General features: G+C 68.3%; 14 protein-coding genes. 3 read left to right on the forward strand and 11 right to left on the reverse strand.

The features are described 5' to 3' along the window. Positions 1 to 23 precede the first annotated feature (23 nt). The 3 genes from ACQCX5_RS07880 to ACQCX5_RS07890 all read right to left on the reverse strand — a co-directional run bounded on the left by ACQCX5_RS07880 (position 24) and on the right by ACQCX5_RS07890 (position 4,591). Positions 24 to 878: an SGNH/GDSL hydrolase family protein gene (locus tag ACQCX5_RS07880; RefSeq protein WP_434541480.1), complete on the reverse strand. Its 855-nt coding sequence runs from the start codon at positions 876 to 878 to the stop codon at positions 24 to 26. Positions 879 to 1,048: 170 nt separating this feature from the next. Further along, positions 1,049 to 2,404 (reverse strand): dihydrolipoamide acetyltransferase family protein, encoded by a 1,356-nt coding sequence (locus ACQCX5_RS07885; RefSeq protein WP_434541481.1) that lies wholly within the window; start codon positions 2,402 to 2,404, stop codon positions 1,049 to 1,051. 3 nt (positions 2,405 to 2,407) lie between these two features. Next, on the reverse strand, positions 2,408 to 4,591 hold the full coding sequence (locus ACQCX5_RS07890) for an alpha-ketoacid dehydrogenase subunit alpha/beta (RefSeq protein ID WP_434541482.1): 2,184 nt from the start codon (positions 4,589 to 4,591) through the stop codon (positions 2,408 to 2,410). A 223-nt stretch (positions 4,592 to 4,814) separates the two neighbouring features. On the opposite strand from ACQCX5_RS07890, the gene ACQCX5_RS07895 reads away from it, so the two are divergent. Continuing rightward, a complete protein-coding gene (locus ACQCX5_RS07895; protein WP_434541483.1) occupies positions 4,815 to 5,552 on the forward strand; it encodes a GntR family transcriptional regulator in 738 nt (245 codons plus the stop codon). A 580-nt stretch (positions 5,553 to 6,132) separates the two neighbouring features. On the opposite strand, the gene ACQCX5_RS07900 is transcribed toward ACQCX5_RS07895, so the two are convergent. Genes ACQCX5_RS07900 through ACQCX5_RS07910 form a run of 3 tightly spaced genes read right to left on the reverse strand, consistent with a single transcriptional unit; the run spans position 6,133 to position 9,190 of the window. Continuing rightward, on the reverse strand, positions 6,133 to 6,939 hold the full coding sequence (locus ACQCX5_RS07900; RefSeq protein ID WP_434541484.1) for a carbohydrate ABC transporter permease: 807 nt from the start codon (positions 6,937 to 6,939) through the stop codon (positions 6,133 to 6,135). Further along, positions 6,936 to 7,841, reverse strand: coding sequence for a carbohydrate ABC transporter permease (locus tag ACQCX5_RS07905; RefSeq protein WP_434541485.1), 906 nt, complete (start codon positions 7,839 to 7,841; stop codon positions 6,936 to 6,938). The genes ACQCX5_RS07900 and ACQCX5_RS07905 overlap by 4 nt, the downstream gene beginning before the upstream one ends. After that, positions 7,838 to 9,190, reverse strand: coding sequence for a sugar ABC transporter substrate-binding protein (locus ACQCX5_RS07910; protein WP_434541486.1), 1,353 nt, complete (start codon positions 9,188 to 9,190; stop codon positions 7,838 to 7,840). The genes ACQCX5_RS07905 and ACQCX5_RS07910 overlap by 4 nt, the downstream gene beginning before the upstream one ends. A 146-nt stretch (positions 9,191 to 9,336) precedes the next feature. Here ACQCX5_RS07910 and ACQCX5_RS07915 point away from each other — a divergent pair, with 146 nt between their 5' ends. Beyond that, the gene (locus ACQCX5_RS07915; RefSeq protein ID WP_434541487.1) at positions 9,337 to 10,236 is read left to right on the forward strand and encodes an EamA family transporter; all 900 of its coding nucleotides are present in this window, start codon (positions 9,337 to 9,339) and stop codon (positions 10,234 to 10,236) included. A gap of 56 nt (positions 10,237 to 10,292) precedes the next feature. On the opposite strand, the gene ACQCX5_RS07920 is transcribed toward ACQCX5_RS07915, so the two are convergent. From ACQCX5_RS07920 to mfd, 5 genes are all read right to left on the reverse strand, one after another. Continuing rightward, positions 10,293 to 11,063: an HAD-IA family hydrolase gene (locus tag ACQCX5_RS07920; protein ID WP_434541488.1), complete on the reverse strand. Its 771-nt coding sequence runs from the start codon at positions 11,061 to 11,063 to the stop codon at positions 10,293 to 10,295. Next, complete coding sequence (locus tag ACQCX5_RS07925) at positions 11,060 to 11,926, reverse strand: class II fructose-bisphosphate aldolase (protein WP_434541489.1); 867 nt, start codon at positions 11,924 to 11,926, stop codon at positions 11,060 to 11,062. Before ACQCX5_RS07925 ends, ACQCX5_RS07920 begins: the two co-directional genes overlap by 4 nt. Before the next feature lie 120 nt (positions 11,927 to 12,046). Next, positions 12,047 to 12,670, reverse strand: a complete 624-nt coding sequence (locus ACQCX5_RS07930; RefSeq protein WP_434541490.1) for a MazG family protein — start codon at positions 12,668 to 12,670, stop codon at positions 12,047 to 12,049. After that, positions 12,670 to 13,206: a hypothetical protein gene (locus ACQCX5_RS07935; RefSeq protein WP_434541491.1), complete on the reverse strand. Its 537-nt coding sequence runs from the start codon at positions 13,204 to 13,206 to the stop codon at positions 12,670 to 12,672. The genes ACQCX5_RS07930 and ACQCX5_RS07935 overlap by 1 nt, the downstream gene beginning before the upstream one ends. 45 nt (positions 13,207 to 13,251) lie before the next feature. Next, a complete protein-coding gene (gene mfd / locus ACQCX5_RS07940) occupies positions 13,252 to 16,809 on the reverse strand; it encodes a transcription-repair coupling factor (protein WP_434541492.1) in 3,558 nt (1,185 codons plus the stop codon). Positions 16,810 to 17,046: 237 nt separating this feature from the next. Between mfd and ACQCX5_RS07945 the strand changes: the two genes are divergently transcribed. Then, complete coding sequence (locus tag ACQCX5_RS07945) at positions 17,047 to 17,883, forward strand: endonuclease domain-containing protein (protein WP_434541493.1); 837 nt, start codon at positions 17,047 to 17,049, stop codon at positions 17,881 to 17,883. Positions 17,884 to 17,893 lie beyond the last annotated feature (10 nt).

Genomic DNA, 17,893 nt, shown 5'->3' on the forward strand with positions numbered 1-17,893 from the left:
GTCGCTGCCCGGGGCGGTGGCCGCTACTTCAGCGTGACCACCGCCCCGACCGCAGCGGCATAAGCCTGCTGCCCGCCGGCGTTCGGGTGCAGGCTCGCCTCGAACGGCAGCTGGACGAGGCCATTCACGTACGGCGCGCCGACATCACACAGTCCGTGCCCGGTGAACGCGGCAGTGACATCGACGAAGCTGATGGCGGCCTTGTCCTTGGTGGGGGCGACCGAGGCGGCACCGGCCCTGATGCCGAGGTTGACCTGGTCGACCAGCCCGTTGAGCTGTGCCGCCTGGATGGCACTCACGGCCACCGGGAACTGCCCGAACATGCCGATGGTGCACGAGGTGGCGAAGGTACCGAACGGCCGCGGATAGCCCGTGACCACGATCCGTGCGCTCGGCGCCTTCTGCTGCACGGCCGCGACCAGTTGCGCGGTAGCACTGGGCAGGGCGGCGAGCGCTGCACCCAGCACCTGCTGCTGGACGACGCACTGCGCCGCGCTGCCGAACTGGCTGCAGGCAACCAGGTAGTTCACCCACTGGGTGTTGTTGATGCCGGCCGTGAGGGAGACCACCGTGGTGCGCGGCCCGAGGTCACCCAGCTGGTGGTCGATGACGTCCTGGCTGGTGGCCCCAGAACAGGCAGACGACCAGACGTCGCGCGAGCCCTGGGACGCCGCCAGCAGCATCGGGTAGCCGCCGGCAGAGCGGGCACAGGCCTGGTCGGCATACGGCAGCAGTCCCGTGCCGGCAGCGACCGAATCACCGAGGGCGACATTGAATTCACCAGCCGGCGACGCGGCGGTGGCGGTGGTGGCGGTTGAGACGAGGGTGGTGAGGACGAGGGCGAGCGCGGCGAGGATGGCCGCGAGACGACGCTTCATGATTCTCCTTGATGAATCAGTCGGCTGCCGCAAAGCATGCACACCGGCGGGTGGTGTGCTGCGGACCTTCGCCGCATTCTAGAACGTCGTTATGGCGATCCGCCAGAGCTTGCACCACACAGCTGCCCCCGAACCTTCGGGGGCAGCTGTGGTGGTGCAGGGCTGGGAACTCAGATCAGCAGTTGCAGCGGGTTCTCGACGACCTGCTGGAACCGGGACAGCCACTGCGCAGCGATGGCCCCGTCGGCGGCGCGGTGGTCGACCGACAGCGTCACATTGCAGATGGTGGCCACTGCGGGCGCCCCGTCCTCGCCCACCACGACCTGCGGCTTGGCGGCACCGACCGCCAGGATGCCGGCGTGTGGCGGATTGATGATCGCGCTGAACTCGTCGATGCCGAACATGCCGAGGTTGCTGATGGTCAGCGTGCCGCCCTCGAGTTCGTTCTGCTGCAGCCGGCCCTCATTGGCACGCACGACGGCGTCCTTGATGGCCGCCGACAGCCCCGACAGCGACGTGCCGGCGACGTTGCGGAACACCGGCGTGACGAGGCCCTTGTCCGAGGCCACCGCCACCGCGATGTCGACGGACTCGTACGTGATGGTCGCCTCGTCGGTCCACGTCACGTTCAACTCGGGCACGTCGACCAGGGCGCGGGCGGCGGCCTTGACGAGCATGTCGTTGACCGAGATCTTGACCGGCGATGCCTCGTTGAGCTGCTTGCGCAGCGCCAGCAGGGCATCGACCTTCAGGGCCTGCTTCAGGTAGAAGTGCGGGGCCTCGCGCTTCGACTGCTGCAGGCGCGACGCAATCAGCTTGCGCAGCTTGCTGTTCGGCACCGGCGTGCCGCCGGCCGGGACGACCGCGGGTGCCGACGGTGCAGCTGCCACGGGGGCCGCGGCCGGTGCAGCGGGTGCAGCAGGTGCAGCGGGAGCCGCAGGAGCCACCCCGCCCGCCAGTGCCTTTTCGACATCTGCCTTGCGGATTCGTCCACGCGGGCCGCTGCCGCTCACCGTCGTCAGGTCAAGACCGTGCTCGGTCGCCATCTTGCGGGCGACGGGGCTGACGAACAGGCGTCCGCCATTCGCCTCGTCGGCCGCTGCGGCGCGCGCACGGCGCTCACCCTCGGGTGCCTGCACCGACTGCTCGGACGGGGCCATGTCCTCGGCCGCCGAGACGGTGTGGCCATCGGCCGCATCCGTGCCAGACACGTCGACGACTGCGCGCTTCTCAGGGGCAGCGCCGCCGAGCTGGGCCACCAGTGCATCACCGGCGGCCGCGTCCTCGCCCGGTTCGAGCAGCACCGCGACGGGGTCGCCCACCGCCACGGTCTCGCCGCCCTGGCGCACGATCGCATGCAGCACGTAGTCGGCGTCGGCATCGACGTCGACCAGCGCCTTCTCGGTCTCGACGCAGATCAGGGGTGCGCCCTTCTTCACCGACTCGCCCTCGCCCACGTACCACTTGTCGAGCAGCGCCTCGTCGGAGTCTGCAGAGACTCCCGGCATCAACAGGAATGTCGCCATGGGTCAAGCCCCCTTCACGATGGAGTTCAGCGCGGCCACGATGTCCGAGGTGTTGGCGTTGGCGGCCTGCTCGAGCGCCTTCGAGATGCTCGGCGAGGCCTCGCCACCGGTGACGCGCGCGACCGGCGAATCGAGCCAGTCGAAGAACCGGCTCTGGATCTCGTCGGCCAGCCAGCCGCCGTACGAGGTGCCCTGGGCGCCCTGCTCGACGATCAGCACGTTGTTGGTCTTCTTGATCGAGGCACCGATGGTGTCCCAGTCGATCGAGGCCCGGTCGAGCCAGCGCAGGTCGATGACCTCGCCGTCGACACCCGACTCCTCGACGGCGTCGAGGCAGCGCTTGACCATCGACAGGTACGAGATCACGGTGACGTCCGAGCCCTCGCGACGCACCGCGGCCTTGCCGTAGGGCAGCACGAAGTCGAGGTCCTTGGGCGCCAGCTGCTCGGTCTTGTACAGGTCGGCATCGTGCTCGAGCACGGCCACCGGGTCACCGGTCAGCATTGCGGCATTGAGCAGGCCGACGTAGTCGAGCGCGTTCGACGGGGCGATGATGCGCCAGCCCACCGAGGTGGCAAAGATACCCGCGGGGTCCATCGAGTGCTGCGAGCCGTAACCAGTCGAGGTGCCGATCTTCATGCGCAGCAGCATGGCCATCGGGTGCTCGCCACCGAACATGTGGCGGGCCTTGGCGATCTGGTTGAAGATCTGGTCGGCGGCCACCCAGATGAAGTCGGCGTACATCAGCTCGACGACCGGGTAGTAGCGGCCGTCCAGCGCGATGCCGCCACCCAGGCCGGTGAAGCCGGCCTCAGAGATCGGGGTGCCGAGGCAGCGGTCAGGGAAGCGGTCGGCCAGGCCCTTGGTGGCACCACGCGAACCACCCGAGAGCTTGTGCACGTCCTCGCCCATCACGACGATCTTGTCGTTGGTCTCCATGCGGCGGTTCATCACGTCGGCGACGACGTCGACGAACTTGCGCTTGTGCAGGTCATTGTCACTGAAGTCGGCGGCGTCCTTGACGACCTGCTTGCTGAGGTCGGGCAGTTCGCCGCGGATGTTCACATCGATGAAGTCTGGCGAGGGCCACAGCTCCGGACGGATCTGCAGCGCGCCGGGCTTGCCATTGGGGTCGGGCTGGGTGATGCGCTCGCTGACGGCCTTGTTGGCCTTGCGGGCGCGGGCGGCCAGGGCGTCCAGCTGCTCGCGGGTCGCCAGCTTGCGGCGCAGCAGCTGGGCCTCGAGCAGGGCGATGGGATCACGCTCACGCCACTCGGCCTCTTCGTCCTTCGACCGGTAGCCGAAGGCGCTGCCGGGGAATGGGCCGTTCTGGTGGAAGTAGCGGTAGGTCTCGGCCTCGATGATGGCCGGGCCCTTGCCGCTGCGCATGTATTCCAGCGCCTCCTGGGTGGCCAGGTAGACGGCGAGCGTGTCCTGGCCGTCGACGCGCCAGGCGGGGATGCCGAAGCCAATGCCGCGGCTCGACAGCCGCGACTCGCCGGTGGCCTCGTCGACCGAGGTCGAGACGGCGTACTGGTTGTTCTCGATGAAGAACAGGGTGGGCAGCTTCCAGGCTGCGGCCAGGTTCATGGCTTCGAGCACTGAGCCGATGTTGGCGGCACCGTCGCCGAAATAGGTCACGGCGACGCGGTCGGTGCCGGCCTGCTTGTGCGACCAGGCGAAACCGGTGGCGAAGGGCACGGCACCGCCGACGATGGCGTTGGTGCCCATCGCGCCGTTCTCCTTCCACTGCAGGTGCATCGAGCCGCCGCGGCCCTTGCAGTAGCCGTCCTTGAGGCCACAGATCTCGCTCATGGTGCGGTAGAGCACGTCGATGATGTCGGTGCTGAACTCACCGTCGAGGGTGAAGCCCTCGGGGTTGACGGCGTTGAACACCTTCGCCAGGAACTGGTGGTGGCCACGGTGCGAGCCGTTGATCTGGTCTTCGCGGCTCAGCGGCAGCGTCGAACCGACGGCGCCACCCTCCTGACCGATGGATGAGTGCGCCGGGCCGTTGACGAGCTTCTGGCCGGCGAGGTTCAGCACCTCTTCTTCGAAGGTGCGGATCAAGTGCAGCTGCACCAAGGCGTTCTGCAGGAACGCCGGCTCAGCCGCGTCGTAGTCAGCGTTGGTGGTCTTGAGTTCGACCCACGGAGTGGTCGGCTTCAGGTTCTTGACTGTTGACATGGATCCTGTCCTCGTCGCGGCGTCGAGCGCCTTGCTGTTGGGGGGCGCGCCACGCTGGGCGCCACACCGGGTAGTGCCTGGTTCCAGTTCTACAATGTGTGAACCCCGGAAGTGCGGCAGCACCCGATACAATCAGGAGTATACATGCCTATACATGTATGCATCACCCGTCCAGATGTTGTCCGCGCCCCCTGACCAGCGCTTCGTGAGAGAGGCACCCCCCGTGACCGCCGAAGTCCTCAACCGCAAGTCTGCGGTGCCCCTCTATGTGCAGCTGGGTGACATCCTTCGCAAGAAGATCCAGGACGGCGAATGGGCACCGGACGAGAAGATCCCCTCTGAGAACGAACTCAACCGCATGTACGGCCTGAGCCGCATGACTGTCCGCCAGGTGCTCACCAACCTCGTCGACGAGGACATGCTGTACCGGGTGCACGGCAAGGGCACCTTCGTCGCGCACCGCAAGATCTCGACGAAGTCGCCGTCCTACCAGGGCATCCGCGAGCAGCTCGAGGAACAGGGCTTCAACACCCACACCGAGATCCTGGACGAATCAGTCGTTCCCGCGGACGCCCGTACGGCCCGCGCGCTCGAGCTCGAGGTCGGCGCCCCCGTCTACCGCATCCGACGGCGGCGGCTGGTCGAGGGCTCACCGCTGTCGATCCATGAGAGCTATGTGCCCGAGAAGCTGGCCCCCCACCTGCTGGAAGCCAACCTCGCCACGCAACAGCTGTGCATTGTGCTCGAGCGCGACCACGGCCTGCGCATGGCGAGTGTGCACGAGTCGCTGGAATCGGCGATCGCCAGCAAGTCAGAGGCCGAGGCTCTGGATGCCCGCCCCGGGGCGCCGGTGCTGCTGCTGCAGCAGCACATCCGCCACGACAACGGGGTGATGTTCGAGTTCACCAAGATCGTGTTCCGCGGCGACAAGGTAAAGCTGGACTTCCAGTACAACCTGTGAGGTTTGCCCACCTGGCTGGCGTTCTTCGACCTGGCTGGCGCTCTGCAGACCAGCTACGTCGAACAACGCCAGCCACGTGGACGACCTCACGGCGTCCAGCGCACACACCACCATCGGACGACCGCCCCGCCGGCCCAAACCTGCACAACTGGCACCAGCGCCACCAACGCGCACCGCCGCGGCGTTTCGAGCTGCACAACTGACACCAGTGCCACGACTGCACCGGCGGGGTCGTCTCAGCACCCCTGACGAACCCGGCCAGCACGCCCAAACCTGCACAACTGACACCAGCGCCACGAATGCAACCAGCTGGGTCGTCCAACCACACCCCTCGACCACCTGGCTGGCGATACTCGACATGGCTGGCGCTCTGCAGACCAGCTACGTCGAACAACGCCAGCCACGTGGACGACCTCACGGCGTCCAGCGCACACACCACCATCGGACGACCGCCCCGCCGGCCCAAACCTGCACAACTGGCACCAGCGCCACCAACGCGCGCCGCCGCGGCGTTTCGAGCTGCACAACTGACACCAGTGCCACGAATGCACCGGCGGCGGCGCTCACGGCGTCCAGCCGCTCAGTCGCGCGCCGCGCCCTCGAGCATGCCGCTGATGAACTGCCGGTGCAGAAACACGAAGACCAGCAACATCGGCAGCGCCACGATCACGGCGGCGGCCGCCAACAGCGCCGTCTCGGCCGTGTACTGGCCCTGGAAGTTCGCCAGCCCCAGCGGCGCTGTCCGCAGACGCCCGCTCGGCGCCATCACCAGCGCGACCAGGAACTCGTTCCAGGTCCAGACCAGCAGCAGCACGCCGAGGGTGACGATCGACGGCCGGGCCGCCGGCACCAGGATGCGGGTGAGCCCCTTCACCGCAGTGGCTCCGTCCAACGCCGCGGCCTCGAGCAGGCTGCGCGGCATCGAGCGGAACTGCGCGCGCATCCAGAAGGTGCCGAACGCCACCGACTGCGCCACCTGGGGCATCGCGATGGCGAAGTAGGTGTCGGTCAGCCCCATCGTCCGCAGGTCGAAGAACAACGGGATGACCACCGCCTCGCTGGGGATCATCAGCCCCAGCAGGAACAGCTGGAACAGCACCTGCGAGCCCCTGAACCGCATCGTCGCGAAGGCATAGCCTGCCAGCGTCGACAGCGCGATCGCCAGCACGACCACGATCACCGCGACCACGACCGAGTTGATGAACGTGTCGGTAAAGTTGCCGATGCGCCATGCGTCGATGAAGTTGCCGGGGTGAAAGTCCCCCGTCTCGCCCAACCTCGCCGAGAACGCCGTGCGCAGGATGATCACCATCGGTGCCGCCGCGAACAGCGCGAACAGCACCAGGATGACGTAGTTCATGGTGCGCTCGGCGGCCGAGACCCTCATGCCTCACGCTCCCCGATGCGGGTGATGCCCAGGTTGATCACGAAGATGATCACGGTCAACACGATGGCGACCGCGCTGGCCGAGCCTACGTCCTTGAGTTCGAACGCGCGGCGATAGACCTCATAGCTCGGCACCGTCGTGGCCGTGCCGGGGCCACCGCCGGTCGTCAGGTAGACCAGGTCAAACGTCTTCAGCGCCGCAATCACCGTCAACACCAGCGCCGTGACGATCTCGGCGCGCACCGCCGGCAGGGTGATCGCGAAGAACTCCCGGACCGCACCCGCGCCGTCCAGCCGCGCGGCCTCGTACACCTCGTTCGGGATGCGCCCCATGCCGGCCAGCAGCAACAACATCACCAGGCCCATTTCGAGCCAGGTGCCGATGAAGCCGACGGCGGGCAGGGCGGCACCGGGCTCCCCCAGCCAGCCGCGGGCCAGGTTGTCGAGCCCGACCGCCTGCAAGAACTGGTTCAGCGGGCCGTTGGGGGCATAGATCTGGCGCCACGCGACAGCCACCACCGCCAGCGCGATCACCTGCGGAAGAAAGATGATCGTCCGGAAGAAGCCCATGCCCCGCACCTGCCCACGCCGCAGGATCGCGGCCAGCGCCAGCCCAATGACCAGCGGCAGCACGGCATAGAAGAACATCAGCACGAATGCGTGCCCCAGCGCCGCGCGGAAGTTGTCGTCCGCCGCCAGGTCGGCATAGTTCTGCAGTCCGACGAACGTGGCCGGGCCGAACCCCGACCACTCATAGGTCGAGAACTGCAATGCCCGGACGAGCGGGTACAGGCTGAAGGCCCCGTAGACCACGAGCGCCGGGGCGAGGAACAGGTAGGGGGTCCACCTGCTGCTCGCCAATACCGACGGCCGGGACCGTCGCCGGCGGACGGGCTCGGTCACTTGGTGAACTCGGCGTAGTCCTTCTGCAGCGCATCGGCCGCCTGCTGCGCGTTCTTCTGGCCACCGATGAGTTCCTGCAGGGTGTTGCCCGCGGTGTCGCTGAACGTCGGGGTGGCGTAGTCGAGGTAGGGCAGCAGCACACCATTGGTCGAGACCTCGTCGAATGCCGCGTAGACCTCTTTGTTGACCCCGCTCGCGGGGGCCAGCTCGGCGGTGTTGAGCACCGGCATGCCGCCCTTCTCGGCGATGATCTTCATGGCGTCAGCACTGGTGATGAAGTCGATGTAGGCGGCCGCTGCAGCGGGCTGCTTGGCCTTGGCCGGGATCGCGAACGGGATGCCGGTGCCGCCGGTGGTGGCCACCTTGCCGTCCTTGCCCGCGGGCGGGGCCATGAAGTGCAGGTCGTCGCCCATGACCTTGCCCATGTCACCGGCCAGCCACGAGCCGCCGATGAGCATGACGCCGGTGCCCTTGGTGAACGCGGGCCAGGCGGCGTCGTACGACAGGCCGTTCGGCGAGGGGCCGAGCCACTTGTCCTTGGCCATGTCGCCCAGCGCCGTCAGCGCCTCGAGGTTCTCGGCGCTGGTCCAGCTGGCGCCCTTGTTGCCCATGCCGAGCTTGATGATCTCGTCCGAGGCGACGTAGCGGCCCTGCAGCGGGCCGAAGACGTGCAGCGCGGGCCACTTCTCGAGGTTGCCCAGCACCAGCGGCTGCTCGCCGGCAGCCTGGGCCTTGGTCAGCGCATCGGTGAGCTCGTCCCAGGTCTTCGGGGCCTGCACGCCGAGGGCCGCGAGCTTCTTGGCGCTGTAGAAGATGCCGACGATCTCGCCGGTCTGCGGCAGCCCCCACAGCGAGCCGTCGCCGAAGGTCACGCCGTCGGTCGAATAGCGGGCCTTCGACAGCACCGAGGCACCGAACCGGTCGGTCCACTTGTAGGCCGCGGCATAGCCCGACAGGTCGGTCAGCTGGCCGGCCTTGACGAACTCGCCCATGTCGGCGCGGGCGTTGTTGACCTGCAGCACGTCGGGCACGTCATTGCCCGACAGCGCCAGCGCGGTCTGCTTCTTCAGGTCGTCGAAGCTCTGCTTGACCCGGTCGATGGTGACATTCGGGTACTTGGTCTTGAAGGCGGCGATCAGGGCCGTGATGGCCTCGTCCTGCGGGCCACGCACCTCCTGGTCCCAGACCTTGAGCGTGATCGCGCCGAGTGAGGCGATGTCGGTGCTGACGTCCGAGGCGGACGGCGCCGGGGCGCTCTGCTGGGGCTGGTCCGACCCGGGCGCACAGGCGGCGAGGGTGGTGACGGCTCCGGCGGCGATGCCAGCCGAGAGCAGGGTACGGCGACGCATGTGTGCCTCCTGGTGCAGGTCCGCCCGATCGGGCGCGGACAGGTGTGCCCATCATGCCACCCCGGTTGCCCGCCCCACTAGCCGTGTCACCGGCTTGTGACCAACCCAGGCTGGCTCCCCGGGCTGGTGCTGGCAGACTGTGCCCAGTGACTGCCGCTGCCCCCATCCCGCCCGAGACGACCGCGACGGACTCGCGCCAGACGGCCCTGGCGGCGCTGATGGTGGTCGGTTCGTGCACCTCGCTGCAGTTCGGTGCGGCGCTGGCCACGCAGCTGTTCCCGGCCGCCGGGTCGTGGGGTGCCAGCACCGCGCGCCTCGTGGTCGCCGCGCTCGTGCTGCTGGTCTGGGTGCGTCCACGAGTCTCGGGATGGTCGCGACGCACGTGGACGTCAGTGATCATCTTCGGCCTGACCCTGGGCTTCATGAACGGGTTCTTCTATGCGGCGGTGGCGCGGTTGCCCCTGGGGATCGCGGTCACCTTCGAATTCCTGGGGCCGCTGCTGCTGGCTGCCGCCCTGTCGCGCCGGTGGACTGACCTGTTCTGGGTGCTGGTCGCGCTGGGTGGGGTGGCGCTGCTGGGGCTGGATTCGCTGCTGGGTGCCACGTCGCTCGACCCGGTCGGCGTGGCGTTCGCGCTCGTCGCGGCGGCGAGTTGGGCGGCCTACATCGTGGCCGGGAACCGCGTGAGCCGCACGTTGCCGGGTCGCGACGGGTTGGCCGTCGGCATGGCTATCGGCGCGCTGGTCACCCTGCCGCTGGGCGCGTCCGGTGCGCTGCGCGTGCTGGACGACCCCTGGCTGGTGTTGCTGGCGCTGGGCACGGGCCTGCTGGCCTCGGTGATCCCCTACACGCTGGAATTCGCCGCCCTGCGCCGCCTCGACCCCGGCACCTTCGGCATCCTGGTCAGCCTCGAGCCGGGCATCGCCGCCCTGATCGGCATGCTGGTGATGGGCCAGGTGCTCGGGGTCTGGTCCTGGGTGGCCGTGGTGCTCGTCATCGTGGCGAGCGTGGGGGCCACGCGCATGCGACGCGCCACCGCGGCCTGAACGCTCCGCTGGGGCCGCCCGCCACGACGGCGGACGACCCCAGCGGGTGGCACGGCTCAGTTCTGGTGGGCCGCCAGCGCCTGCTCCAACGACTCGACGGTGATGATGCCGTCATGGGTCAGGTCAGGTCCGGCAAGGGTGGTGGCCGGGTCGTCGGCCTCACCCAGGTAGGTCACCACGGTCGACGCCGCCGGGAACGGGTCGTTGGTGGTGTAGTGGCTGACCGTGACGACATGGGCCAGGCCGGCGGCCTCAGCAGCCTTCGCGCCCGCCTCGGAATCCTCGATGACGACGGCCTCATCCTTGCCGACGCCCAGGTGCTCGAGCGCCATCAGGTAGATGTCGGGCGCGGGCTTCTTGGCCTTGACCATGTCACCGGCGAAGACACCGGCCATGCGGGCGCGGGTCTCGTCACCGACGACGGCCTTCAGCACCGCCTCGACCGAACCGACGGCCGAGGTCGAGGCGACCGCGACCTGCCAGCCGGCGTCGAGCGCCGACTCGATCAGCCGCTTCACACCGGGGCGTCCGGGCAGTTTGCCTGCCTCGACGATCTCGACATAGGCGGCCGACTTGGCCTTGTGGAACTCGGCAATGCGGGCGTCCAGCTCGTCACCCTCACCCAGCGCATGCTCGGGGTGCAGCGACAGGTAGTGGCGCAGGCGTTCCTTGCCACCGCCGATCTTGAGCAGGTCGCCGTACTCTTCAGCGCTCCAGGTGAAGCCGGTGCCGGCGTCGGCGAAGACCTTGTTGAATGCGACGAGGTGGCCGTCGAGCTCGGTGTCGGCGAGCACGCCGTCGCAGTCGAGGATCAGCGCGCGGCTCATGCCTGGCCCGCCTTGCCTGCCGAACCGAACAGCTCGATGTGTTCGGTGACCGCGGCCTTCATGGCGGTGATCTGGTCGGCGAACAGCTTCACGGGCTCCCACTTGCCGGTCTCTTCGGCCTTCTTGAGGTGGTCGAGTGCGCTGTGCATGTAGGCCAGCTTCAGGGCCGTCGAAATGTTGATCTTGCCCACGCCCGCGGCGATGAACTTCGCGAACTCCTCGGCTGACAGACCGGTGCCGCCGTGCAGCACGACGGGGATGTCGGTCTTGGCGGTGAACTCGGACACGCGGTCGAACAGCAGCACGGGCGAGGCCTTGTACAGGCCGTGTGCGGTGCCCAGCTGCGGGGCGATCAGGTCGGTGCCGGTGTCGGTGGCGACCTCGATCAGCTTGTCGACGCTGTAGGAGTGGGTGGCCTCGTCGGAGCCCACGCCGTCCTCGACACCAACGATGTTCTCGATCTCGGACTCGACGTCGACGCCCGCAGCGTGGGCTTCGGCGACGACCTCGCGGGTCTCGGCCCAGGCGGTGTCGAGGTCACGGTCGGACGCATCGAACAGCACCGACGACCAGCCGTTCTGGATGGCGAGGGTGATGACCGAGCGGTCCGGGCAGTGGTCAAGGTGCAGCGCGACGGGCACGGAGACGCGCTCGGCGGCGAGACGGGCAGCGGCGGCAAGCTCGGCGGCACCCAGCACCTTGATCGTCTTGACCGAGGTCTGCAGGATGATCGGCGAGCCCGCCTCGTTGGCTGCGTCAACCACGGCGTTGAGCGACAGCTGGTCAACAATGTTCACGGCGGGCACGGCGTAGCCACCGGCCCGGGCCGCAAGGCTCAGGGCCTTGGTGCTGGCGAAGGTCATGGGTTCTCCTCGGACAGGGTGGAAGTCATGGGGGGACGGGCCCAACTTCGGACCCGACGCTGTCGATCATACATGTATATACGAGTGTGTACAACAAGCGCCCGAAGACTGGTCCTGCGCTCAGCCCACGTCCGACTCGGCCGCCGCAACCCGCTGTTCCAGCGCCCGCAGGGCATCGCGGGCGGCCTGGTCGGCATCGATGCCATGGGCCTGGGCCCGGACGACGAGGCTGATGATGCCCTCCCCCACCTCGGACGACGCGAGCGGCGCATCGGGCAGGTCGACCGGCACCCGGTGGTTGCGGGCGCGGCTGGCCACCTTCGTCGCGCGGGCCACCACCGACAGCGACTCGGCGATGCCCTCGAGCGACGACGAGCGACCCTTCTCGGCCCGCTTGCGCGCTTCCCAGGTCGAGTTCAGGTCGTCAGGCACCTCGCCGTCACCGAACACGTACGGGTGTCGCCGCACCAGCTTGTCGGCGATGCCCCGGGCCACGTCGTCCAGCGTGAACCGGCCCTGCTGCGCGGCGATCTCGGCATGGAAATAGACCTGCAACAGCAGGTCACCGAGCTCTTCGCGCAGGTCATCGTCGTCACCGGCCTCGATGGCGTCGACGACCTCGCCGGTCTCTTCGACCAGATAGGTGACCAGGCTGCGGTGGGTCTGTTGGGCGTCCCAGGGGCATTCGCGGCGCAGGCGGTGCATCACCTCACGCAACCGGGCCAGCTGGTCGTCCATCGACATCAGCCCTCAGAATCGAGACTCGCGGGGCCCACCTTCGACAGCGAGCCGTTGCTGTTGCGCAGCGCCAGCTCGTCGGCGTCCCAGCTGCCCAGACGCGGGTTCACCTGCACGTCGAGCGCCTTGAGCTGCTTGGTCGTCTCTTCGTTGCCCAGCTGGGCGGCGGCCAGCAACAACTTGGCGGCGCCCTGCACCACGGGGGCGCAGTCGGCCACGGCGTTCGCAGCGGCCAGGTCTTCATTGGCCAGCACCTGCTGCACCTGGGCATCGCTGAAGGTGAGCCCATTCTGCTTGGCCAACGCATCACCAACCAGCGACTGCAGCGCCAACCCGCGGATCGCGGTGTCCATCACCGGCTTCGCCACGCCCAGGGGCGCGGCGCAGGCCTCGCCCGCGTCAGCCAGCTGGTTCAGCGACATCTTCTCGCCGGCCACCTCGAAGGCGGTGCCGCCCCCGGGCTGCGAGCACGCGCTGAGCGCGATGGCACAGGCGACGGCAAGGGCGACGGCGCCGAGGCGGGCACGGTTGGGACGCGACATTGGTGATCCTCACATTCTCAGGCCAGTTGGCATGATCCTAGCCCGTCAGGCTTCGGCGGCGACCGGCGGGAAGATGGTGGTCACCAGCTCGGTGGCCCAGTCCAGCAACTCCGAATCGGCGATCAGTCCCGAGGTCACCGAGGTGCGTGGACGAGGCACCAGCACCACGTTGAGCGCATTCTTGATCACCGCGCCCGGATAGAGCCGCTGCAGCCGCAATTGCCGCGACTCGGGCAGTTGCGCCGGCGCGATGCGCACATTGGTGCCGACCGTGGTGACCTCGCTGATGCCATGGTCACGGCACAACAGCCTGAACCTGGCCACGTCGAGCAGTGCCTGCACCGGCGACCCGAAGTCGCCGTAACGGTCGCGCAGCTCGCCTGCGACCTCGTCGATGTCGGCCTCGCCCCGCACCTCGGCGATGCGCTTGTAGACCTCGAGTCGCAGGCGTTCGGACTCGACATAGTCGGTGGGCAGGTGGGCATCGACCGGCAGCTCAATGCGCATGTCGGCCTCCTGTTCGACCTCTTCACCGCGAAAGTTCGTCAGTGCCTCACCGACGAGCCTGATGTAGAGGTCAAAGCCGACATCGGCGATGTGGCCGGACTGCTCGCCGCCCAGCAGGTTGCCCGACCCGCGGATCTCGAGGTCCTTCATGGCGATGGCCATGCCCGCACCCAGGTCGGTGTGCGCCGCCATGGTCGAGAGCCGGTCGTGGGCGGCCTCGGTCAGGGGCTTGTCGGGCGGGTAGAGGAAGTAGGCGTAGCCGCGCTCCCGGCCACGGCCCACGCGTCCACGAATCTGGTGCAGCTGCGACAGGCCCATCAGGTCGGCCCGGTCGATGATCAGCGTGTTGGCCGTGGCGATGTTCAGGCCAGCCTCGACGATGGTGGTGGAGACCAGCACGTCGGCGCGGCGCTCCCAGAAGTCGAGCATGATCTGTTCAAGCTGCTTCTCACCCATCTGGCCATGCGCGGTGACGATGCGCGCCTCGGGCACCAGTTCGCGCAGCCGGCGGGCGGTCTTCTCGATCGACTGCACCCGGTTGTGCACGAAGAAGGTTTGGCCCTCGCGCGCCAGTTCGCGGCGGATCGCGGCGGTCACCTGGGCCTCGTCATAGGGGCCGGCGAAGGTCAGCACCGGGTGGCGTTCCTCGGGAGGGGTGGCGATGGTCGACATCTCGCGGATGCCCGTGACCGCCATCTCGAGCGTGCGCGGGATCGGGGTGGCACTCATCGCGAGCACGTCGACGTTGAGGCGCAGCTTCTTCAGTGCCTCTTTGTGCTCGACACCGAAGCGCTGTTCCTCGTCGATGATCACCAGGCCCAGGTCTTTGAAGACGATGTCGCTGGCAAACAGGCGATGGGTGCCCACCACCACGTCCACCTTGCCGCTGGCCAGGCCGTCCTTGGTCTTCGCGATCTCGCCATCGGACTGGAACCGGCTCATCGGCGATACCGTGACTGGGAAGCCTGCATAGCGCTCGGTGAAGGTCTGGTAGTGCTGCTGCACGAGCAGCGTGGTGGGCACGAGCACTGCGACCTGCTTGCCGTCCTGGACGGCCTTGAACGCAGCGCGCACGGCGATCTCGGTCTTGCCGTAACCGACATCGCCCGAGACCAGCCGGTCCATGGGGACGACCGATTCCATGTCACGCTTGACCTCTTGCAGGGTCGCGAGCTGGTCGGGGGTCTCGACATAGGCGAAGGCGTCCTCGAGCTCACGCTGCCAGACGGTGTCGGGGCTGAACGCGTGGCCGCGGCTGGCCTGGCGGGCGGCATACAGCTTGATGAGTTCGGCCGCGATTTCTTTGACGGCCTTGCGGGCGCGGCTCTTGCGCTGGCGCCAGTCGGCACCGCCCATCCGGTCGAGGGACGGGTTCTCGCCACCGACATAGCGTGTGACCAGGTCGAGCGCGTCCATGGGCACGAACAGCCGGTCGCCGGGCTGGCCGCGCTTGCTGGGGGCGTACTCGATGACGAGGTATTCACGCGTCGCGCCCTGCACGGTGCGGGTGGTCATCTCGAGATAGCGACCCACCCCGTGGTGTTCGTGCACGACGGGGTCACCGGGCACCAGTTCAAGCGGCTCGATCTGGTTCTTGCGGCGCGACGGCATGCGGCGCGCGGCCTTGTCAGCGGCCTGTTGGCCCGACAGGTCGGCGATGGTGAGCACCGCCAGGCCAATCGCGGTGGCCCTGAAGCCGTGCTGCTGGGTGCCGGTGGCGATGGTGATCAGGCCTGCGGCGGGGGCGTCGGTGATGGCTTCGACGACGGCGGCGGGAATGTCGTGGTCGCCGAGCACTTCTTTCATGCGCGAGCCCATGCCGGGGCCGTCGACGGTCAGCACGACCCGTTCTCCGCGCGCCAGCGATTCCGAGATGTCAGTGACCGCGCCCTCGACATCGCCGCGCCACGACTCGGTCGCCTCGATGGCGAGGGTTTCACTCGGTACGCCGTCGAGGTCGTCGAGCGAGGGGGCCTGGTCGGTGGTGGCCGCTGCCGCCTCGGGGGCGGCGAACGATGACAGGGTCCACCAGGACTGGCCGCGGGCCAGGGACACCGCGCGCACGTCACCCAATTCGCGATAGGCCGAGCTGCTCACATCGATGGGCGCCTTGCCACCACCGGCCGCACCCGACCAGGAGGCCTGCAAGAACTCGTGGCTGGTGCGCACCAGGTCAGTGGCGCGGCTGCGCACGAGCTCGGGGTCGCTGACCAGCACCATGGCGCTGGTGGGCAAGACCTCGACGAGCAGTTCGAGACCATCGACGAGCACCGGGGTGAGGGCCTCCATGCCCTCGACGGCGTGGCCCTCGGCGAGCCGGTCGAGCATGTCGGTCAGCTCGGGGTGTTCAGGGATCAGCGCCCTGGCGCGGGCGCGCACGGTGTCGTTGAGCAGCAGCTCGCGGCAGGGGCTGGCGATGACCTCGTCGAGCTGTTCATCGCCCGAGCGCTGGTCGGCGACCGAGAAGGGGCGGATCTCGTCGACCTCGTCGCCGAAGAAGTCGATGCGCACGGGATGCTCGCGCACGGGCGGGAACACGTCAACGATGCCGCCGCGGACGGCGAACTCGCCGCGGCGCTCGACAAGGTCGACGCGGGTATAGGCCGCTGCGACAAGGGCTTCTGCCAGTTGGCGCGGGCCCATCTCGGCCCCCTTGGTGATGCGCACGGGGGCGAGGTCGGCCAGGCCCTTGGCCTGCGGCTGCAGCACTGATCGCACGGCTGCGACGACCACCAGCGGCGGGTTCTGCTCGTCCTTGCCGGTGATGCGGCGCAGCACGGCCAGGCGGCGACCGACGGTGTCGGAGCGTGGGCTCAGCCGCTCGTGGGGCAGGGTTTCCCAGGCCGGGTAGTAGGCGACGTCTTCGGGTGAGAGCCACGACTCGAGGCTGGCGGTGAGTTCTTCGGCTTCGCGAAACGTCGAGGCGACGAGCAACTGCATGCGCCCGGTCTTGCGGGCCAGCGTGGCCGCGATCGCTGCGCGGGAACTCGCGGGGGTGGTCAGGTCGAGGGCCGGCAGCCCGGCGCGGGCCTGTTCGATGGCCTCGGCGAGCTGGGGATCGGTGGCGAGCAGGTCGACGAGTCCGGAAAGTGTCACCGGACGAGCTTAGTCGTGGGGGTGGCCGATGCCGAAGCTGATCGCTGAGGGCGTCAGGGGCCAGGCAGCCTGACACCCCAGCAGCGCGCACCGACCGGCCGAGATTGCGCGAATTCGGCCGATTCTGCCCCGGTCGATGCGCATTGCTGGACCGCAGGGCCTGTGGATGGAGCACCCTCAGCGAATTGCTCCTGTGGACAACCGGCGCTCAGGGCGAACTCGGCACATAACCGGGGCATGACCACCACACACCACTGCCTGATCATCCGCCGAGAGGTGCCCGCCAGCCATAGGTCCCACCTCGATGAGCAAGTGCGCCGGGGCGCATTGCACGCCCTGCTGCCAGGGGTCTACACGGCCCACGAGAGCACCACGTGGCTCGACCAGGTGCAGGCCGCACAGGCCGCGCGGCCAGAAGCTGCCATCGTCTCTGCCACCGCGGCCAAGCTGTTGTTCTGGCCGCGCCTCGAGTGTGACAAGGTGCACATCTCCCCTGCCCGTTTCCGCAATCCCCCGGAGTGGCTCGTGCCCTGCATGGACCGAATTCCGGATGAGCTGACCGTGCGGGCGAGCGGGCTGAGGCTGGCGAGCCCGGCACTGGCCGCCCTGCAGTTGGCCGCAACCCTTGGCGGGGAACCGATCGACCAGTTGCTGCGCAGCCGCCGCGGCACGATCCAACAGTTGGTCGACGCGCACAGGCAATGGCCGCAGCGCGCGGGCAACCGTGAGCGGGCCCGCCTGCTGCGCGACTCGCGGGACAGCCCGTGGTCTGAACTGGAACGTCGAGGACATCGCGTGCTGCGCAAGGCTGGCCTGCAGGGGTGGCGCGCGAACCACCGCGTCGTCATCGCCGGCGAGGTCTACTACATTGACGTCGCATTCCCAGGGCTGAAGCTCGCGATCGAGTTCGACAGCTGGGCCTATCACGGCGACCGCGAGGCGATGGAGGCCGACGCCATCAGGCACAACAACCTCGTGGCCGCAGGGTGGACCGTGCTGCGCTTCACCTGGAAGACCGTGCACGAGATGCCCGCGGTGGTGATTCCCATGCTGCGCAAGCTCGCTCGGCGCTGAGGGGACGCCG

The sequence above is a fragment of the Aestuariimicrobium sp. G57 genome, from assembly GCF_050110855.1.
GTDB lineage: Bacteria > Actinomycetota > Actinomycetes > Propionibacteriales > Propionibacteriaceae > Aestuariimicrobium.